Source organism: Natrinema salinisoli (assembly GCF_020405205.1).
Classification (GTDB): Archaea; Halobacteriota; Halobacteria; order Halobacteriales; family Natrialbaceae; genus Natrinema; species Natrinema salinisoli.
Genome location: NZ_CP084469.1, coordinates 2,167,945 through 2,186,866 on the forward strand (window position 1 = coordinate 2,167,945; position 18,922 = coordinate 2,186,866).

General features: G+C 63.0%; 18 protein-coding genes. 10 read left to right on the forward strand and 8 right to left on the reverse strand.

The annotated features are described in order from the left end of the window. The 4 genes from pdhA to LDB05_RS10770 all read right to left on the reverse strand — a co-directional run bounded on the left by pdhA (position 1) and on the right by LDB05_RS10770 (position 4,976). A complete protein-coding gene (gene pdhA, locus LDB05_RS23490) occupies positions 1–2,127 on the reverse strand; it encodes a pyruvate dehydrogenase (acetyl-transferring) E1 component subunit alpha (RefSeq protein ID WP_343232844.1) in 2,127 nt (708 codons plus the stop codon). A 160-nt stretch (positions 2,128–2,287) separates the two neighbouring features. Continuing rightward, positions 2,288–2,878 (reverse strand): 50S ribosomal protein L15e, encoded by a 591-nt coding sequence (locus tag LDB05_RS10760; RefSeq protein WP_226003991.1) that lies wholly within the window; start codon positions 2,876–2,878, stop codon positions 2,288–2,290. Positions 2,879–3,104: 226 nt separating this feature from the next. After that, positions 3,105–3,635, reverse strand: coding sequence for a hypothetical protein (locus LDB05_RS10765; RefSeq protein ID WP_226003992.1), 531 nt, complete (start codon positions 3,633–3,635; stop codon positions 3,105–3,107). Between the two features lie 432 nt (positions 3,636–4,067). After that, positions 4,068–4,976, reverse strand: coding sequence for a serine/threonine-protein kinase RIO2 (locus LDB05_RS10770; protein ID WP_226003993.1), 909 nt, complete (start codon positions 4,974–4,976; stop codon positions 4,068–4,070). Positions 4,977–5,772: 796 nt separating this feature from the next. Here LDB05_RS10770 and LDB05_RS10775 point away from each other — a divergent pair. The 3 genes from LDB05_RS10775 (at position 5,773) to LDB05_RS10785 (ending at position 8,773) form a co-directional block, all read left to right on the forward strand. Further along, a complete protein-coding gene (locus LDB05_RS10775; RefSeq protein WP_226003994.1) occupies positions 5,773–6,609 on the forward strand; it encodes a lipoate--protein ligase family protein in 837 nt (278 codons plus the stop codon). 429 nt (positions 6,610–7,038) lie between these two features. Next, complete coding sequence (locus LDB05_RS10780) at positions 7,039–7,911, forward strand: deoxyribonuclease IV (RefSeq protein ID WP_226003995.1); 873 nt, start codon at positions 7,039–7,041, stop codon at positions 7,909–7,911. A 64-nt stretch (positions 7,912–7,975) separates the two neighbouring features. Next, on the forward strand, positions 7,976–8,773 hold the full coding sequence (locus LDB05_RS10785; RefSeq protein ID WP_226003996.1) for a class I SAM-dependent methyltransferase: 798 nt from the start codon (positions 7,976–7,978) through the stop codon (positions 8,771–8,773). A gap of 43 nt (positions 8,774–8,816) precedes the next feature. Here the strand turns inward: LDB05_RS10785 and LDB05_RS10790 are convergent, their stop codons facing one another. The 3 genes from LDB05_RS10790 to LDB05_RS10800 form a co-directional block, all read right to left on the reverse strand. Then, complete coding sequence (locus LDB05_RS10790) at positions 8,817–9,278, reverse strand: hypothetical protein (protein WP_226003997.1); 462 nt, start codon at positions 9,276–9,278, stop codon at positions 8,817–8,819. Positions 9,279–9,569: 291 nt separating this feature from the next. Then, positions 9,570–10,160, reverse strand: a complete 591-nt coding sequence (locus LDB05_RS10795; RefSeq protein ID WP_226003998.1) for a DUF6114 domain-containing protein — start codon at positions 10,158–10,160, stop codon at positions 9,570–9,572. Between the two features lie 6 nt (positions 10,161–10,166). Next, positions 10,167–10,736, reverse strand: coding sequence for a DUF6230 family protein (locus LDB05_RS10800; RefSeq protein ID WP_226003999.1), 570 nt, complete (start codon positions 10,734–10,736; stop codon positions 10,167–10,169). A 355-nt stretch (positions 10,737–11,091) separates the two neighbouring features. Between LDB05_RS10800 and LDB05_RS10805 the strand changes: the two genes are divergently transcribed. The 7 genes from LDB05_RS10805 to LDB05_RS10835 all read left to right on the forward strand — a co-directional run bounded on the left by LDB05_RS10805 (position 11,092) and on the right by LDB05_RS10835 (position 17,878). Further along, the gene (locus LDB05_RS10805; RefSeq protein WP_226004000.1) at positions 11,092–11,649 is read left to right on the forward strand and encodes an SAM-dependent methyltransferase; all 558 of its coding nucleotides are present in this window, start codon (positions 11,092–11,094) and stop codon (positions 11,647–11,649) included. A 157-nt stretch (positions 11,650–11,806) separates the two neighbouring features. Then, a complete protein-coding gene (locus tag LDB05_RS10810; protein WP_226004001.1) occupies positions 11,807–12,457 on the forward strand; it encodes a helix-turn-helix domain-containing protein in 651 nt (216 codons plus the stop codon). 136 nt (positions 12,458–12,593) lie between these two features. Continuing rightward, positions 12,594–14,276 (forward strand): AMP-binding protein, encoded by a 1,683-nt coding sequence (locus LDB05_RS10815; RefSeq protein WP_226004002.1) that lies wholly within the window; start codon positions 12,594–12,596, stop codon positions 14,274–14,276. Between the two features lie 157 nt (positions 14,277–14,433). Then, complete coding sequence (locus LDB05_RS10820) at positions 14,434–15,096, forward strand: rhomboid family intramembrane serine protease (RefSeq protein WP_226007897.1); 663 nt, start codon at positions 14,434–14,436, stop codon at positions 15,094–15,096. A 235-nt stretch (positions 15,097–15,331) separates the two neighbouring features. Beyond that, positions 15,332–15,904: a hypothetical protein gene (locus LDB05_RS10825; RefSeq protein ID WP_226004003.1), complete on the forward strand. Its 573-nt coding sequence runs from the start codon at positions 15,332–15,334 to the stop codon at positions 15,902–15,904. A gap of 1 nt (position 15,905) precedes the next feature. Then, entirely contained in the window at positions 15,906–17,111 is a 1,206-nt protein-coding gene (locus tag LDB05_RS10830; RefSeq protein WP_226004004.1) for an acyl-CoA dehydrogenase family protein, read from the forward strand. Positions 17,112–17,260: 149 nt separating this feature from the next. Continuing rightward, positions 17,261–17,878, forward strand: coding sequence for a hypothetical protein (locus LDB05_RS10835; RefSeq protein WP_226004005.1), 618 nt, complete (start codon positions 17,261–17,263; stop codon positions 17,876–17,878). Positions 17,879–18,009: 131 nt separating this feature from the next. Here the strand turns inward: LDB05_RS10835 and LDB05_RS10840 are convergent, their stop codons facing one another. Then, positions 18,010–18,738 (reverse strand): SCP2 sterol-binding domain-containing protein, encoded by a 729-nt coding sequence (locus tag LDB05_RS10840; protein ID WP_226004006.1) that lies wholly within the window; start codon positions 18,736–18,738, stop codon positions 18,010–18,012. Between the last annotated feature and the right edge of the window lie 184 nt (positions 18,739–18,922).

The following is an 18,922-nucleotide window of genomic DNA, read 5'->3' on the forward strand; positions in this document are numbered from 1 at the left end:
TTACGCGGCGAGCACTCGTTCGATCGCCGCTCGAATTCTGTCCGGGCCGGGCCGATAGGATTCCTCGCGGGCCGGAAGGGGAACGGGAACGTCGTAGCCCGTCACCCGCTCGATCGGTGCCTCGAGGTGCCAAACGGCCTCGTCGGCGATCCGTGCGGCGATTTCGCCGGCGAACCCGCCCGTCCGCGGGGCTTCGTGGACGACGACGCAGCGACCGGTCTTGCGAACCGACTCGAGCACCGTGTCGGTGTCCATCGGACTGATCGTTCGCAGGTCGATCACCTCGATATCGGCGTCGAGATCGTCGACGGCGTCGTCGACCGCCTGGACCATCGCGCCCCACGCGATGACCGTCGCATCGGTCCCCTGCTCGACCGTGCGCGCCTCACCCAGTGGCACGAGCGTCTCGTCGGGGACTGGCCGCCGAGCGGCCCGGTACAGCGGCATTGGTTCGAAGAAGAGCACCGGATCGGAACTGCGGATCGCCGACCGCAACAGGCCGGCCGCGTCCCGTGCAGTCGACGGAATCGCGACTTTCAGACCGGGAATGTGAGCGTACCCCGCCTCGTAGCTCTCTGAATGGTGCTCGAGGGCTTTCACTCCGAGCCCGTACGGCGCCCGGACGACCATCGGACACGTGATCTTTCCACGGGACCGATGACGGATCCGCGAGAGGTGTTGCTGGATCTGAGCGAACGCCTGGAAGCTAAAGCCAGCGAACTGAATCTCGGCCACCGGCCGATAGCCCGCCGCCGCGAGGCCGACGCCGAGGCCGACGATACCGGCTTCGGCTACCGGCGCGTCGTGAACTCGGTCGGGAAACGAATCGAGGAGTCCTTGCGTCGCCCGGAAAACGCCGCCGTCGACGCCGACGTCTTGCCCGTAGACGAGCACGTCGTCGTCCCGCTCCAGCTCGGCACGGAGCGTTCCCCGGATCGCCTCGACCATGTTCAATCGATCTGCGGTCTCCTCGCCGCCATCGACCGCGTCCTCGCTACTCCCCTCGACTGCGGACGAACCGCCGTCGCCGCGGCTTCCCTCGACGCGAGCCACGGTATAGCCCTCGTCCGCGACGAAGGCGTCGCGCTGGCGCTCGAGGTACGGCGGCCGCTCCTCGTACGCGTAATCGAATAGATCCACCTGATCGGCGTTCGCTTTCGTCTCTCTGGCCGCCTCCAACGACTCCTCGAGATCGGTTTCGATCTCGGCTTCGATCGAGTCGACCGTCTCGTCGTCGAGGATCCCGCGCTCACGCAGGTACCGTTCGAACCGCAAGATCGGATCCAGCGGCTCCCACGACGCTTCTTCCTCGGTGGTTCGATAGACGGAGGGGTCGTCCGCCGTGGTGTGCATCTCCCGCCGGTACGTCGTCGCCTCGATCAGCGTCGGCACGCCGCGACGGGCGCGCTCGAGTGCGTCCCTCGTAACGGTATAGACGGCAAGGATATCGTTGCCGTCGACCTGAATCGGCTCGATGCCTGCAGCGACGGCCTTCTGTGCGAGGGTCGCGGCCCGGGTTTGTTTCGATAGCGGCGTCGAGATCGCGTACTGGTTGTTCTGGCAGAAGAAGACCGTCTGGGCCTCGTATACTCCGGCCAGGTTCATCGCCTCGTAGACCTCGCCCTCGCTCGTGGCACCGTCACCGAAGTAGGTGAGCGCCACCGAATCGGTCTCCTTCATCGCTTCCGCCCAGCCGATCCCCGCGGCGTGCAGCGGCTGCGTCCCGACGGCGATGGAGGGCGGCATCATCGGAACGTCGTCGGGCGGTTCGCCGCCCTCCTCGAGCCCCATCGCGTACTCGATGATCTCCCGTGCGGACCCGCCGCGGGCCAGCGCCGACGGATGCTCGCGGAAGGCGGGCACTGTCCAGTCGTCTTCGCTCAGCGCGGCGGTGCTCCCGACCTGCGCCGCCTCCTGGCCCGTGGCAGGTGCGAACGTCCCGAGTTCGCCCCGTCGCTGGAGGGCGATTATTCGGCCGTCGAGTCGCCGCGACCGCTTCATCGTGCGATACCATTCGAGCAGGCGCTCGTCGGCGATCTCTGGCTCGAGCGATTCGTCGACGCGGCCGTCCTGATCGAGTATCTCGACGCGGTCGATCGAGAAGGTAGCGACCGTGGAACGTGGCATACGGCTGGTACCACGCTCGTACACTTAGTGCCGCCCGCGGCTATCGCGGGTCAGAGGCGGCGACGGCCGGTCGATCCGCTATCGGGTCACGGCACGGCGGCTCTCGGCTCGTAACGGGTACAGAAAAATCGGCGTGAAATCGTTGCGTCGACTGCCCGCGTTACTTCGCGCGACCCTGACCGCCGTTGTTGGACGGTCGGACCTTCTCCGCACCCTTGCCGCGGGTGTTGAGCCCACGGTTCGCCTTGCCGGCGTTAGTGAGGCCACGGAACGCGCGGTTCGTGTGATCGTCGCTACAGATCCAGTTGAGGTCGTCGTCGTTCTCGATCGCGGGGTGGTTCGGATCGACGAGGATCATTTCGAACCACTTCTGGCTGCCGTCTTCCCCGACCCAGTAGCTGTTGAGCACGCGCATGTTGGGGTACTTCCGGGAGACGCGCTCTTCGCCGATGCGCTGGATGTTCTTGCGGCGCCCGATGCGGTTGACACCCTGGCGCTTCGAGCGCCGACCGGCTTTGTGTCGCTGCTTCCGGGCGGTCCCTTTCCGGACCGAAACCCGGGTCACGATGATGCCCTGTTTGGCCTTGTAGCCGAGTTCGCGTGCCTTGTCGAGGCGCGTCGGGCGATCGATCCGTTCGATCGCACCCTGGTCGCGCCACTCCTGCTTGCGCTGCCACTGCAGCTCCCCGAGCTTGCCGTCGTCGGGGTCCTTCCATGCGTCCTTGATGTGGGAATAGAAGCTTTTTGCCATTGTATTCACCCGCGGGCGTTTGCTGGTTCAATCCCGACCGGGGCACGTGCCCCGCGGATCACATCCCGACCTGTGACCGGCTGTCGTACAGGTGCCCGCTGATGCCCGCGAACCAGCGAGTCTACTCACTCTTCCCAACTCTCGAGTATAAGGGCTTCGAACTTCGGGGATGTGTCGATACGAGAGGTCCGCTTTGGGTGATCGGCCGACCGACTCGCGTGGCTCGCTATCGCACCGGTGCGCGTTCGCGGACGCCGCTCGGCGTGATTCCGTTCACCGTCGCGAAGACGCCACCCAGCACCAGCCCGTAGACGAGGTGCCCGAAGCCGAACAGGAGCGCGCTGAACAGTTCCGCCGTGGTTCCCGCGATCGGCAGGAACGGCACCGGTAACGCCGCGACGCCGGCCCGCTCCATCGCCAGCGGGAACAGGACGCCGCCGGCGAAGAGCCCGAGGATCGCACCGAAAACGAGCCCCGCGATGACGTAGTCGCTGAAATCGTCCATCAGCTGTTGGACCGCGTTCCTCGAGGCGATGGCGGCGAACAGCAGACCGAACCCGATACTCAGCATGAGGTGGATGGTCCAGCCGACGCCGACCGCCGTGCCGGGTTCCGTCGCGAGCCCGCCGAGCAGCTCGATCTGGTTCCCGCCGAAGTGAAGGACGAGTCCCATGGCGATTCCGGCGACCAGTCCACCGGTGACGCCGCCTCCCCAGACACCGACGCTGTCGAGACTATGCATGTCAGTACCACTCATATGGGTGGGTACGACTTCGACTGTCATCAGTCCTACCATTGGCAATTTTCAGTGAGAGTAGAGCGGGCCGATAGGTCTACCGTCGTATCTGCCATCCGTTCGAGCAGTCTCCGCTCTTCGCGGAACAACGCCCGAATTGGTATATCGTTATGTAATTTATGATATCGATTGTCGCCTGTTCCCGCCGAAGCGAGTGAATACGACTGCTGACTCTCGACACGCTCGATCCGTGACCGAGGTGGTCGTAGAACTGGAATCTCTGCGCATACGGAGCAGCTAGGGGACGTGAAAGCGGGTGACACGAAACGGGGCCTTTTCAAGACAGTTCGAAATGTCGACGCTATCGCTCAACGAACGAAACAGAGAAGACCGCTGTCGATGCAATTCTGCCGGAATCGATGTGCTCCTATGCGGTCTCTCGAGACAAAGACCTCAAACGTGGGCCCCGAGCGATTCGAACGATTCGTCCTCGATAACGCGAGCGAGCTCGTCGCTCTCGAGTTCGTCGGGGACGTGCTGGGGGTACTTCCGACGGAAGTAGCCCACGATGTTCGTCAGGTCGCGCCGGAGGAACTCGCTCGCGTTCTCGTGATCCGTCGGCACGGCCTGGGGCCAGTCGAAGATCTTCACTCCCTCCTCGTTGACGAAGACGTTGTACTCGCTCATGTCCGCGTGGACGTACCCCTTCGCGTACGCGCGCGCCATCTCGGAGATCAGCAGTTCGAGGACGCCCAGCACCTGTTCGTCCTCGAGTCGGGTCTGGGAGAGCTCGACGCCGTCCATCTTCTCCATGACGATGGCGTGGCGGTTCTGGCCGATCGGCTGGGGCACCGCGACGTCGGGGTAGAGCTCCTCGAGAATGTCGTGTTCGCGCTCGGCGGCCTTCCGCGCGGTGTACATCCAGGAGACGTGATCGTTCTCGGCGGTGTAATCCCGTTCCTTGTGGACCTTCCGGAAGTTCGTATACCCTTCGCGGTGATACTTCAGTGCCAGCGGTTTGTACGATTTGACCTCGTAGACGTCGCTTTCCTTGCCGACGCCCAGCGGGGAGCCGAACTCGGAGATCGTGTCCTGTTCGACGAGCGCTCGTAGGGCTAGGACGTCGTACCCCTCGAACTGGAGGGTGTACCCCTCGTACTGGATCGTCTTCTTCTCGACTAACCCGCGCTTGAGACAGCGCTCGAGCCGATAGTCGACCTCCTCCGCAGTCATGTTGGCGAACTTCGGGAGCTTCTCGCGCTGGACCCATTCGGAGAACCGCATTCCCTGTTCGACCCCCGAGAGGAGATAGAAGTCTTCCTCGTCGAGTTCCGGGAGCAACCCGGCGACGTTTCGCACCATAGGCGTGGGTAGCCGGTGAGTACGTAAAAACGGCGTGACGGGCGGCGGCGAAACCGCGCTGTGGAGGTTGCCGCGACTCATAGACCTCCCGGGGGACCCCTGTCTCGTTTTGTTGTCGACTCGAGGCAGACCAACGTGATCGAAACGCACTAATAAATCATATACTACTATATCGAAGGTGGGGTTGCAGCACACTTCTTCGAAGGGGAGTCCCTCGCGCCCACTACGGACGACTCGCAGCAAATTTGCAGGAGCTCTGAGCAGACAGTAACAGACCGCCATTTATTTCGAATCGGTTTTGGTTCAGTAGAAACCTTGGATGAACGTGCCTCATTCAGCCCTTCGCCGAACGATACGGCGTTGTACAGCGATTCTCGTGATCGTTCTCGTGTCGATACTGTTTCAGCTTCAGGACTTCTCGGGATATTATGGAGAAGGTTCTAACCCGTTACCGGCGGCCCTCTTTCTTGCTGCTCTCCTCTATCTGTTCGTAAGCTTCGCATTGTCCGTTTTTCGTCGCGTCGAGTCACTCCCTGACCCTGCAGAGCAACGGCTGTAATCGGTGATGCCGTCCGAATGGGTTGTGGGAGCGTATCGATCGAAGAATCGAGCCCCGATATCGGAGTGGCCCACGCCGCGAGCACTTGTCCCTGACAACTGCCTCGATGACATCTTAGCGGATCCGTCAGTGCTATCCGCCTAGACGATCGATCCTGTGTAGTCAGGTACCCCTCCGAACGGCCGTCCGCGGCACAGCGACGGAATCACTTTCAGCCTCGTCCGCATGGACTCGCATATGACAGCACTGACGGACCGGGACTGGCGGCTGATCCGGGACGAGCCTCGCGACGGAGCGACGCAGATGGCACTCGAGGAAGTCGCCGCGCGAACGGTGCTCGAGGACGACGTTCGAACCGTCCGTACGTACTCGTGGGAGCCGAGCACGCTCTCGCTGGGGTATCGACAGGACGCCGATACCGTCGACTGGGAGTTTTGCGAACGGGAGGGGATCGACGTTACCCGGCGGCAGACCGGCGGCGGCGGGATCTATCACGACCGCTACGCCGACATTTCCTACACCATCGTCGCCCCGGCCGACGAGGTCCCGGGGAACCTGATGGATTGTTACGAACTGTTCTGCGAACCGATCCTCGAGGCGTTCGACCGGCTGGGCGTCGACGCCGCCTTCGCGTCGGCCGAACAGGAGGCTATCTACCAGCCTTCCTGCTATCTGCGGGACATCAACCCGGCTCACGACATCGTCGGTCCGTCGGATGCGGACGGGGAAGCCGAGAAGATCAGCGGCAACGCGCAGTATCGCCAGCGCGACGTCGTCATCCAGCACGGTTCGATCAGTTACGCCCTCGAGCCGCGGGCGCACGTCGGGGTCTTCGACGCGGCTATCGACGAATCGACGTTCGTCGATCGAGTGACGAGCATCCGCGACGAAGCGGGGATCGACCGCGCCGACGCGGTGGAGACGATCGCGGGGGCGCTGCGGGAGTGGTGTGACGCGGACGAATCGAGCTGGAAGGGCGACGAACTCGAGGCCGCTCGCGAGCTCGCCGACCGGAAGTTCGGCGCCGACGCGTGGGTTCGGGATCGGGAGGTGCTCGAGACTGGCGAGCAGTGACTCGGTCGAACGATTCCCGCCGGCTCATACCCCTTCGAGTGTCCGCTGCGGTGGCGCGTGCTGAGTGACGGTTCGTCGACGACGGACCGTCGCTCGAACGCGCGCGAGGGACGAGGGAGCGAAGCGACCGAGTCGGTTGGGGAGGGCGTGGTTTTACTCGTTGTCAAAAGTAGATGTCCCGATTGTCTCGCTGACGGTTTGACGGATACGGTCGGCTCCGTTCTTGCTGGCAACGGGGAGTAGCCACTTCCTCCCCAGCCGACTCGCTCCCCGCGGTCGCTCACTCGCCCCTCGCACGAATTCGCGCTGCGGTTCACTCGCCGTTCACCGCAGCACAGCGCGCGCCACTGTACGGCTATTCGATGGAGATACCGGCCGGATGCACGTCGCTCCGACATACCTATCACGAACCGGTACTGACGAGTGGCCATGAAGGTCGGCGCACACGTTTCGATCTCCGGTTCGCGCGTCTCGTCCGACGAGGAAACACCGCCGTACGACGACATCCGTAACGCGGTCCACCGCCAGCTCGCGTTCGGCGGGAACTGCGGACAGGTGTTTACCACCTCGCCGCAGGTCTGGGCACAGCCCGAGATCAGCGACGAGGCGGCCGAGGGCTTTCGAGAAGAGACCGACGAGCGACTCGAGGGGCCGTGGGTGATCCACTCTTCCTACCTCGTGAACCTCTGTACGCCCAAGGACGACCTCCGGCGGAAGTCCAAAGAGAGCATGCAAGCGGAACTCGACGCCGCGGACCGGCTCGGGATTCCGTACGTAAACGTCCACCTCGGCGCCCATACCGGCGCCGGCGTCGACGGCGGCCTCGACAACGCCGCGAGCCTCGTCGACGAACTCGAGGTTCCCGACGACGTGCGGATCCTCATCGAGTCTGACGCGGGCAGCGGGACGAAACTGGGCGGCGAGTTCGAACACCTCGCGGGGATCATCGACCGAACGGATACGGACATCGGCATCTGTATCGACACCGCCCACACGCTGGTCGCCGGCAACGATCTCACGACGCCCGAGGCGGTCGACGAGACCGTCGGCCGCTTCGACGACGAGGTCGGGCTGGAGTACCTCGAGTACATCCACCTCAACGATTCGAAACACGACGTCGGCACTCACAAGGACGAACACGCCCACATCGGCGAGGGCTACATCGGCGAGGACGGCATGAAGGCGATCGTCAACCATCCCGATCTGCGTGACCTGCCCTTCGCCCTCGAGACGCCCACGGAGGACGGTCGCGGCTTCGCGTGGAACATCGAGAAAGTCAGGGAACTGCGAGACGACGAGTAACGGTGCGGAGATCTCGTCTCGAGAAACCGACCCGTTTTTACTCGAGACGCCGCTACTGAGCCCCGTGCGCGAGTTCTCCGAATCCTACCTCAGTCGGACCCGCGAGGGGATGTGGGCCGACTCCCGCGACGCGCTCGAGCCGCTGGCACTCGAGTCCCGCGACCGAATTCTCGACGTGGGCTGTGGGACCGGCGAACTGAGCCGCGTCCTCGCGGCGGAGTCGCCGGGCGAGGTGATCGGCTGCGACGCCGATACCGACCTGCTCGGAGCCGCCGGCGAACACGTCCCGGTCGTCGCCGGAGATGCCTTTCAACTCCCCTTCCCCGACGACACCTTCGATCTCGTCGTCTGTCAGGCGCTGCTGATCAACCTGCCCGAGCCGGCGGCCGCGCTCACCGAGTTCGCTCGCGTCTCGAGGGACCTCGTCGCGGCCGTCGAACCGAACAACGCCGCCGTCGAGATCGACTCGAGCGTCGACGCGGAACGGGCCCTCGAGCGTCGGGCGCGCCGGGCCTACCTCGACGGCGTGAATACCGACGTTGCGCTCGGTGCCGACGCCGGCGACGCCTTCGAGACCGCCGGGCTCGAAGTGATCCAAACCCGCCGGTACGACCACGTTCGGACGATCGAACCGCCGTACGGCAAACTCGCACTGGTCGCGGCCCGCCGCAAAGCGACCGGTGCGGGGCTGACTGACGATCGGGAGACGCTGCTCTCGGGCGGGCTGACCGAGACGGAGTACGACGAGCTCCGGAGTTCGTGGCGGGAGATGGGACGGACCGTCGTCGACCAGATGGAAACGCGGGAGTACCGCCGCGAGGAAGCGGTCCCGTTTTTCGTTACCGTCGGTCGAGTCGACTGATCCGCCGTCGATTCGACGGAGATGAACGGTCGGAGACGCTCCGTCACCACGGACGGAGGGCACGCAATACGCTGCCGACGACTCCGCCGACGAGGCCGTCGACGGCGGTCAACAGCGAGAAGGCAAGTACGATCAGGAGGACACTCGGCAATCCGAGTCCCGACAGCATCGGACTGATCGGGCCGATGGAGGAAAACACCAGCAGCGGCGGTTCGTTGTACAGGCCGAGCAGGGCGCCGAGGAAGGCCGTTATCGTCCCTGCGACCGCGCCGACGAGCGCACTCGCGATCACGGCGTGAACGATGCCGGACGTGATCCGTCTGGCGGCGTACGCGCCGATAAACCCGGCGACGACGCCGCCGCCGATGCGAGTGAGCAGCGGGACCATCAGCGCGTTGAGATTCACGAGGACCCCGGCGACAGTGGCTCCGAGAACGATCCACGTGTCGATCGCATCAGCCGACAGCGTCCCCGCGTCGACATCGATCACCTCGTAGTCGCTCATGGCTGTGTTCGGTCGGTCACCGACCTCCCGTGTCGATGGCCGGGGTCTCCACTACTGGGTGGCCTCGGTCCCTCTCCGTACGGTTTTGGACGAACACCGGTGGGAGGCAGTTCACAGCGTTCGTCGCCGGGTTCGGACCCGAGAACGCACTCGAGGGAGTGGCGTTCGATCACGGATACACGAGACGCATCGCTGTCCGACGTGCGTCGACCGCGGATATCGACGGTGCGAGCGAGCCGACGGACTCGTATCATGTCTTAGACCGTTCGTTCGGGGTCGGTTGGTTCGGTGTCACTCGTCGGATTCCCTTCCGGTAATGGCCTCGACGCTGGTTCGAAGACGGCTACTGACCGCCCCGGCGACGTCACGCAACTGCTCGAGCAGACGGCTACGGGCGGTCTCCACTTTGCCCGGTTCCGACGCGTCGTCTTCGTCGTCGCGGTCGCCGGCCGGCTTCCACGCGAAACAGAGGTTGCCGCCGATGATGCCGAACAGCATGCCGAACAACAGCCCGCCGAGCGACCCGAACAGCGAGAGAATCGACAGAACCACGCCGACGACGCCGGCTTCCCGGGAGTGTTCGGGCTTGTACAGCGCGTATACTCCGGAGAGGAAGACGAACACGCCGAAGGTTGTTCCAATCACGAGAAAGCCCGTCATCCCTCCGCCGATAAAGAGGAGATCGGGGAGGATCTGCATCGGTACCCAGGCGATGAGTATGCCGGCCAGACAGAGCAAGACGCCGCCCAGAAACGGACGCTGGGAGCGCCAGACGTTGAATCGGTTCCATCGGGTACCGAAGCCGGTGGTGAGCTGATCCCACTGGCTCTCGAATCGGGTCGGTTGATTTCCAGCGTCGTCCTGGCCGTTTTGTGTGGCCATCGGTAGTCACCCGTCGGGGTTGTAGTCCAGATCGACGCTGAGACCGGGGAGGCTGATCTCGTTCGAAGCGAGATAGACCATCTCGATCTCGACGTCTTCCTGCACCATGCCGGGGCTCTCTCCTTCGATATCGGTGAGATAGCCGTCTTCGGGATCTGCGTTCTCGCCGGCGGTCTGGACGAACTGTCGTTCGGGATTCTCGTGTGGTTGAGCGTTAATGACCTGGCCGTTGAACTTCGCGTTCTCCGCGTGCAGGCCGGTGAGTTTGATATACTGTTGATCAGCCTCGACCGTCTCGTCGGCGGTAAACGAAATCTCCATCGTGCCCTCCATCATCGGTACCGCCTGTTCTCTCGTTAATCGGAGTCCGTCGATCTCGACGCCGCGCTGTTCGGCGACCATCACTGGAGTCGAGCCCGCATCGTTCTCTCCGGCACTCGGGTAAAAGCGGAATTCGTCGGATCTGATCTCGTCGGCCTCGACGGTAAATCCGTTGCCGCTTGCAAGTGGTGCGGCGTACGCCGTTCCCGACGACAGAATAACGGCCCCGACTAACGCGACGACGAAAAGTGACACACCGGTCCCACCCGCTAACCGTTTCGTATCGTACATCTGTTATTTTCTCTCAGTGCGTCGTTCTCCGGTCTCTGATCGTTTCCCCGGACGCTGCCCAGTATTCGTTTCGAATCGGCGCAAGCGGTGTCGTATCATGCGTGTCACAGAAACACACCCAACACGGTTTCCAATCATTTTAGCTCCTCGTATGCGGGGGCATTTATACGAAGGCTGACCGCAATAATCGTCTCAGGGATACTGTTCCGACTCGGCGTCTCTCAACGGACCTGATCGCAAACCGAGCGAACCGTTCGTCAATAAAGCCGCGTGGAAACGCGGGAAAAGTACTATTGGCGGATGCCGCACCTGTCGGATCATGCATACACGACGGTTCGATACCGACGAGATCGTCGCCTTCTACAACGATACCGCGTGGGAATATCGCGTCCTCTGGAGCGATTCGAATCTCCACTACGGGTTCTACGACGACGACTCCACGTCCCATCAGAGAGCCATGGAGAACTCCAACAGCGTGTATGCCGACAAACTCGAGGTCGACGAGACGGCGACGGTGTTGGATATCGGGACCGGACGCGGCGGATTTCCGACCCGCGTCGCGGCCGAATACGGCGCCGAGGTTCACGGCATCGACATCGTCCCCCATCTCGCGCACGTCAGCGAGTTTCGGGCGATGCTCGAGGACCTCGGATTCGCGAACGTGACGTTCGAGGATCACTACGAGCGAATCATTCCGTCGTCGCGACGCCAGCGGTGGCTCTCGCGTGCCGTGACACCCCTACTCAGGATCGCGTCCGCAACCGGTCTCAAGAACGACTCGTCGGTCGAGCAGGGCGTCACGCTCTACTATCAGTACGAAATCATCGAACGGGGTATCGCCGTCCACGGCGACTTTACTGCCGACCTTCCCGAATAGACCGTTCCGACGACAGTCTTACTCACGCTTTCGAACAGCAATCGTATCGAAATTAGCCGTCTGTATCCGGCTCTATTTTAATATGCTATCGTATATTTATAACATTAATTATGGACGATACGAAAAAGCACGTTCACACTGTGGAGGTCGTCGTACGATGAGATACGCGAAGTGCATCATTATTCCTGATGATGCGGGACTCCATCCCGTCGATCGGCGGATCGCGAACCACCCGGATATCAGCCGTGACCTTCTGCACAACGTCAATCTCCTCGCCGACGAATCGATCGTCACGATTTACCAATTCTCGGGCGACAGGGGTGCCCTCGAGTCGATCCTGGAGGAATCACCGATGGTACACAAGTACCAGCTCTCGGGAGTAGACGACGCCATACACGCCTACATGCACGTCGAGGCCGACGACAGGCTCGTCAGCCTGTTGAGCATGCTCAAGAAGTTCGAGTTCATATTCGATACGCCGATGGAGTTCACGCGGCGCGGGGGATTACGTGTCACGGTGATCGGCGACGTCCAAAGCTTTCAGAAGGCGATTCCCGACGTTCCTGATGGGATTCGACTCAAACTGCTCAAAACCGGGAGTTACGAACCGAATACGGATCGACTGTTCTCTCAGCTCACCGACCGCCAACAGGAGATTCTGCAGACCGCCGTCGATATGGGCTACTACGACGTGCCGCGGGCGGTGACGCACGACGATATCGGTGACGAACTCGGCTGTACCGGGGGGACGGTCGGCGGCCACCTGCGGAAAATCGAGTCGACGCTGCTCTCACAGATCGTTCCGTGAGGGGCAGTTCTCACCGCACGGGGCTCGAACGTCGCGAAAAGGACCTCGCCACACCGGACGAATCGGTGATCCCGTTTGTCAACGACCCAGTATGCCAGCGAGTACGTTTTACCGGGATCGGGGGGTACGAGAACCAATGTCTCGAGACGAACCACTCTGGTCGGAGACCTACGACCGGTTCGGGATTTCCGAGACGCTCGAGCCCTATCCCGACCAGCCGGTCCACTGCTTCCTCGAGGACGCCGCGAGCGAATACACAGAGCAGGGTCTCGTCCAGTTCGGCGAGCGGTACCGCTATCCCGAGGTGCTGGCGGACGTCGACCGACTGGCGACGGCACTGCGCGAGCGCGGCGTCGAGAAGGGGCGTCGCGTCGCGACGATCCTGCCGACGTCCGTCCAGTTCGTCGTCGCCTCGAACGCCGTCTCGCGGGCCGGCGGCGTCCACGTCCCGAACGATTTCCTCGACGCCGAAGCGGACCTCCGCGACCGGCTCGAGCGAAGCGACCCAGACGTATTGATCAGCCGCGGCGAACACCGCGAACTCGTTTGTTCGCTCGCGGAGGACCTCGATATCGGTGACGTCATCCTCACGTCGCTGGCTGATTACTCGGCGGATCCGCCGGCCGACCACGAGACCGTCGACGGAGCCGAGTGGCTACCGTCGGTCCTCGAGGGAACCGAACGAGCGCCCCCGGACGTCGATTTCGACGTCGAGAACGACGTCCACACGTTGCTCTTCACCGGCGGCACGACCGGCCGGCCGAAAGGGTGTCTCCTGACGCACCGAAACCTGGTGGCCAACGCCTTGCAGGCTGTCGCCGTGCAGTCCCAGCTCGCGGAGATACTCCGCGGCAGCGAGGCGGCGGTGATGGCGCTGCCGATGTATCACGCCTACGGCTACTCGATCACGAACTGTCTGCTCGAGCTCGCCCTCGACGTGTTGCTCGTCCCCGACGCGCGGAATACGGCGCTGATGGGCGACCTGATCGAGACCCACGAGCCGCTGGTCGTGTTCGGCGTTCCGACCCAGTTCACGGACCTCGTCGACGAGGAGCTGCCGGCGGGCGTGTTCGGCATCGCCGGCTCCGCACCTCTGGCGAACGAAACGAAATCAGCCTTCGAGCGCGAGGCCGGCGGCATCTCTCAGGGGTACGGCCTCTCCGAGATGTCCCCGCTCACTCACTTCGACGTCCACGGCGTTTACGGCCTTCTGACGAGCTCGTCGGACGAGAGCGGTCTCGACCATCCGTCCGTCGGCGTTCCCGTTCCGGACACGGACGTCCAGCTCCGCGACGTGGACTCGGGTGCGGAGATCCCCCTCGAGCGGGCTGCAGCGAAAGAACTCGAGGGCGAGCTGCTGGTAACCGGTCCGCAGCGGATGAAGGGGTATCTCGACGCCGATTCGGAGCCGTTCGACGAAGAAGGCTACGTCGCCACCGGCGACGTCGCGAAAGTCGATTCGTCAGGACGGTTCTACGTCGTCGACCGCGTCAAGCACATGATCAACGTCTCCGGATTGAAGGTGTATTCCGAGACAGTCGACGAGGTCCTGTACGGTCTCGAGGGCGTCAGACGACCCGCGACGATCGGCGTCCCAGACCCGGAGCGGCCCGGGAGCGAACGGGTCCACGTCGTCATCGAACCGGAACCCGACGCCGACCTTACCGCCGCCGACGTCGTCGACCACCTCGAGGGGGCGGTCCCGGAGCACGCGATGCCGGCCGAGGTGACCTTCCTGGAGTCGATTCCTCTGACTGATATGAAAAAGACGGACAAGGAGGTGTTGCGAAAGCGCGTGATGGCGACCAAAGACGCGTGAAGGAAGCCACTCTATTCACTCGCTTTCAGTCGGCCGGGGAAAACGGTGACGTAGCATCTTATTACCCTTTAATTCGACTGCATATATGATTTCTATATACTAATAACAACAATATAAAACTATTACTCGAGGCACTCCGTTGAACGAGACGACCGGAATGACCAAACCGCTTCGTGAGTCTCCAGCGACGATCGGCTTTCTCACGCTCGTCTGGTCGCTGTACGGGATCCGGCTACTCGTGGAGTCGCGGGTTGGACACGGGGTCGCCTCGTCCGTATTCGTCGTGCAGTACACGAATCTGGAGTACGTCTGGACGTGGTTCACAGCCCCGTTCGGCCACGTGAACGTCGTCCATCTCCTCGTCAACAGTCTGCTCGCACTCTATATTATTCCGGAGTCCGAGCGAACGTTCGGATTCAAAACGACGGGCGTAGGCTTTGTACTCGGTGGTGCGATGACGGCCGTCCTCGGAACCGTTTTCGTGGGTATGGTTCGGAGTCCGTTCCTCACTGCTGTTTCCGCGTCCGGTATGGGCTCGAGCATGGGGCTGTTCGTTCTGCTGGGGATGATTCTGGAACGGTATCGATCGTATCGGGTTCCGATTCGCGGTATCAGGCGTCTTCGTATACGGAACTCGACGTACTTCGTTGTGTTACTGTTGGTGAGTCTGTTCGGTGTCGGATTCGATATCTGGCGAGAGGTAACCGAGTTCAGCTTTCCCGGTTTGGGGCACGGATATCACGTTGTCGGTCTACTCATCGGATGGGCGTTCAGTCGTCTTCTCGACGGTAGCTACGCTATTCGGACTCTACGGTTGTAATCAGTACCTCCACAGTAGCACGAGTCCGTTGGCTGTCAGTTTCTGCTGAAGTAGCAGCGAAATCACACTCGCAATTTTCGGGATCGACGCTCCTCGTGTATCGAGACGGTACCGATCCGCCGCCAGCCACGGCACACATTATAAACCTCCGCGCATTCCACGGATCAAACTGTTCGACGCGCTTCTCGTCGTCACTCACGACGGGACTCACCATCGTGAGCCCGAGTCGAGAGCTATGACCGACGACCAACTCGTACGGCGGATCGACGCATCGCTCGAGAAACCCGACGCGGAACTCGAAGCCGACCTGCCGGACTTGCTCGACGAAATGGCCGGCCGAACCGATGACCTCGTCCGGGTGTATCCGGAGACGTTCGGTCGGGTGACCGATCGAATGGAGACGATGGACATCGCGTCGTTCGTCGCCGCGAATCCCGACACCGCCGACCAGTTTCAGGAGTTGCTCTGGGCCGGCATGAACGTCCTCGTCGAGACCTCGCCCGAGGTCCGGGAAGAAATCGACGACGACATCACCGTCACCTTCGAGGCCGAAGACTGCCCGATGGTGGGTCACCTCGAGGTCGACGCGGACGAGCGGACGATCCGCGGCGGTGCGGGTCGGCTGGACGACGCGATGCTCGAGATTACAGGCCCGGCGGAGACGCTCGTCGGCCTCATCGTCGGGAGCGTCGATCCGATTCAGGGCTACATCCAGCAGCGCTACGAGATGGACGGGCCGGTTCACAAGGGGACCCGCCTCGCCCCGATCATGACCTCGCTGTCGGAGCAGGTCCCCGCGGAGTCCTAGGATGCGCCTGACGGACGATCAACGGGCGTTTCGCGACGACCTCCGGGCGTACCTCGAGGACGAGATCGACCCGGTCGTCGACGAGCTGGATCGGAACGGACCGATGGTGCGCGACGAGCTGGAGGGCTATCTCGACGATCTGGCTTCCCTCGGGATCGGCTTCGCGCCCGACACCGTCGATCGGTACTTCGGCGACGTCCGGCGGTTCGCGATCGCCTCGGAGGAGATCAGCCGCGTGTGGCCGAGCCTGAACGTCGCCCTCCAGATGTCCTCTCCTTCGCTGTTCGTCCGGTTTGCGGCCGACGAGACGCGTCGGGCGCTGCTGCCGAAACTCGAGAACAACCGCTGTATCGGCTGTCTCGCGGTGACCGAACCCGACGGCGGCTCCGATACGGCCCGTCCCAACACCGTCGCGAGACGGGACGGCGACGAGTTCGTCCTCGACGGCGAGAAGGTCTGGGTGGGGAACGCGGGGATCGCCGACGTCGCGCTCGTCGTCGCACGCGACGAATCCGCGGACGCTCGAGACCTGTTCCTGGTCGATCGCGAGAACGCCACGTACGAGACCGAGGCGATGGACACGCTCGGGTGGAAGGGCGTCCCGAACGGTCGAGTCATACTCGACGACGTCCGGATCCCGGTCGAGAACCGGTTCTCGACCATCTTCAGCGAGGCCATCGCCGAGGGGTACGACGTCCACGAGATCGTTCCCTTCCCCGAGGGCGTCAGCCAGCTGTTCCTCGAGCACACGCCGCTCAACGTCACGTTCTCGTTCATGCGGACGGGGATGGCGTTCATGGCCGTCGGGATCATGCGGGCGGCGTTCGAGGACGCGCTGGAGTACGCACGGGACCGGGAGACTTTCGGGGACCCGATCGGCAAACACCAGCTCGTCCAGGAGAAACTCTACGACGTCCGGGCGGCGATCGAGGCCTCCCGCGGTCTCGCTCGCAGTGCCGCCGAAGCCCTGGTCGACGGGGATCCCGACGCTCGATTGCTCTCCTCGCTCGCGAAGGGATACGCCTGCGAGCGCTCGATCGAGGCGACCGGCGACGCGCTGCAGGTCCTCGGCGCTGCGGGGCTCGACCCCGAAAACCGCATGGAGCGCTACTATCGCGACGCTCGCGTGATGACGATTCCGGACGGCACCACCGAGATCCAGAAGCTCATCGTTGGCAAGGAACTGACCGGGTTGAGCGCCTACTGAGCGGTCGATTCGATCGGGATCGCAGTCGAGCCGTGGGAAACCCGCATCTCCCGGCTTCGGAGTCGGCCAGTCGGCGGTCCGCTTTATAAATCACCTCGGATACGCGGAACAATATTGAGGCATGCCACCACAGAACACGTCGGCATCAGATGCCAGATCCCGACGCCAGCACGGACACCGATGCCGGTTCCGACGGAGATCCCGACGAACCACCCTATCGGGTCGCGCTGGCGCCGCTCTTCGAGACGATCGACTCGATCGACGGCCGAGGGTTCGAAGCCGCCATCGCGGGCGGACTCGCCGGGGGATTTCAGGCGGCGCTACTGATCCAGTTGTACGACACCGACGCGATCAGGCGGGTCGGTGCGGCCGTCGGCACATCCACTCTGGACGGCGGCTGGCTCGTGATGTTCGCCCTCGGTGCGCTGGTCGCACTGCCGTTTCACGTCCTCGCCTCGAGCTCGACCGACGCGTTCGTCTCGAGGGTGCTGACCCTCTCGAGTCGTCACGAAATTCTCCGGAAGCCCCTCGTGCCGTTGCTTCGACGGTCCGCGTTTACGACGACGATGGTCGGGCTCGGCAACGTGTACGGGGCCGCGGTGGGTGTGGTCGTTTCCCTCTTCGCGCTACCGATCTGGTTGGCGGTCACGACGAGTGTCCCATCGGCCGTTCCCACCCACCCGGCCGCGGTACTCGTCGAAGTCATCACGTGGACGGTTTACGGTGGCACGCTCGGGCTGGTGTACGGGCTCGTTCTCGACCAGTGAGACCATCCGAGACTGCCGTTGCTGTTCGTGGTCGAGGACGGTCCCGGACCCACGGAAACGCAATCTCGAGCGATATCCCCGCCGGCTCACTACCGACGACTGGTGGCTGATAGCCCGGTTGCCGGCGGTAATCAGAAGAGAAACCGCGAGTCGACGTTCCCGGAGATCTCGCCGAGACGGGCCGCCGCGTCGGAGTACTGGAGGATCTTCTGCATGTAGCCATCGATCTCGAAGTCGCCGGCCATCAGCATGTCGATGACATCACCCTCGCCGCGGACGAGCGTCTTCCACCGCTCGTAGTCCCCGACGAGTCGGAATCCGTACTCCAGCTCGTCTCTCTCCGTGACCGTTTCGACGCCCCGACACTCGCCGTCGTGGAGATCCAGATACGCGTAGACCGTGTCGCCGTCGGCGACGTTCTCCTCGAGTTGCGCGATCAGTGCTGCGAGGAGGTCAGGCAGTTCCGCCCGGAGTTCCGGCCACAGCCGATCCGGGAGGTCCGCCATCGCCGTCGCCAGAATCTCGTCGGTGACCCGCTCTTCCAGCGACCCGTTGCGGGAGTCGACGCTCTCGCGGACGTCCGTCGGTGCGTCCGCGAGGAGGGATTCGATTTCCGCCTCGGAGCGCTCGGCGAGCATCTCCTCGACCGCTGCGACGATCTCCGGCGGCAGATCGCCGACGGTATTGGTCTCGAGCGGAACGTTCTCGATCTGGAAAACGAACGAGCCGTCGAACTCTATCCCCCATCCGGCGGACTCCGCCGCGTATTCGTCGTCCGCGTTGATCGCATTCCGGTACGCCTCGAGCCACGGCTGTGTCGGAAAGTACTGTTCGATCGGTCGCAGTCGTTGCGTGCTCATGTGTGATGGTCGGGCGTCGGCACCCGATATACGACACTGGTCTGTGTGAACGACTGTTGTGATTTCGCCGGTTATACGGGGGTGTTCATGAGGGGCTCCTCCGATGGTGAGTCGGTTGCAACGATCTCACGAAATGGAAGGCCTCCAAACCCTGACCGGCCAAATCATACCGTGACTGTGAGCG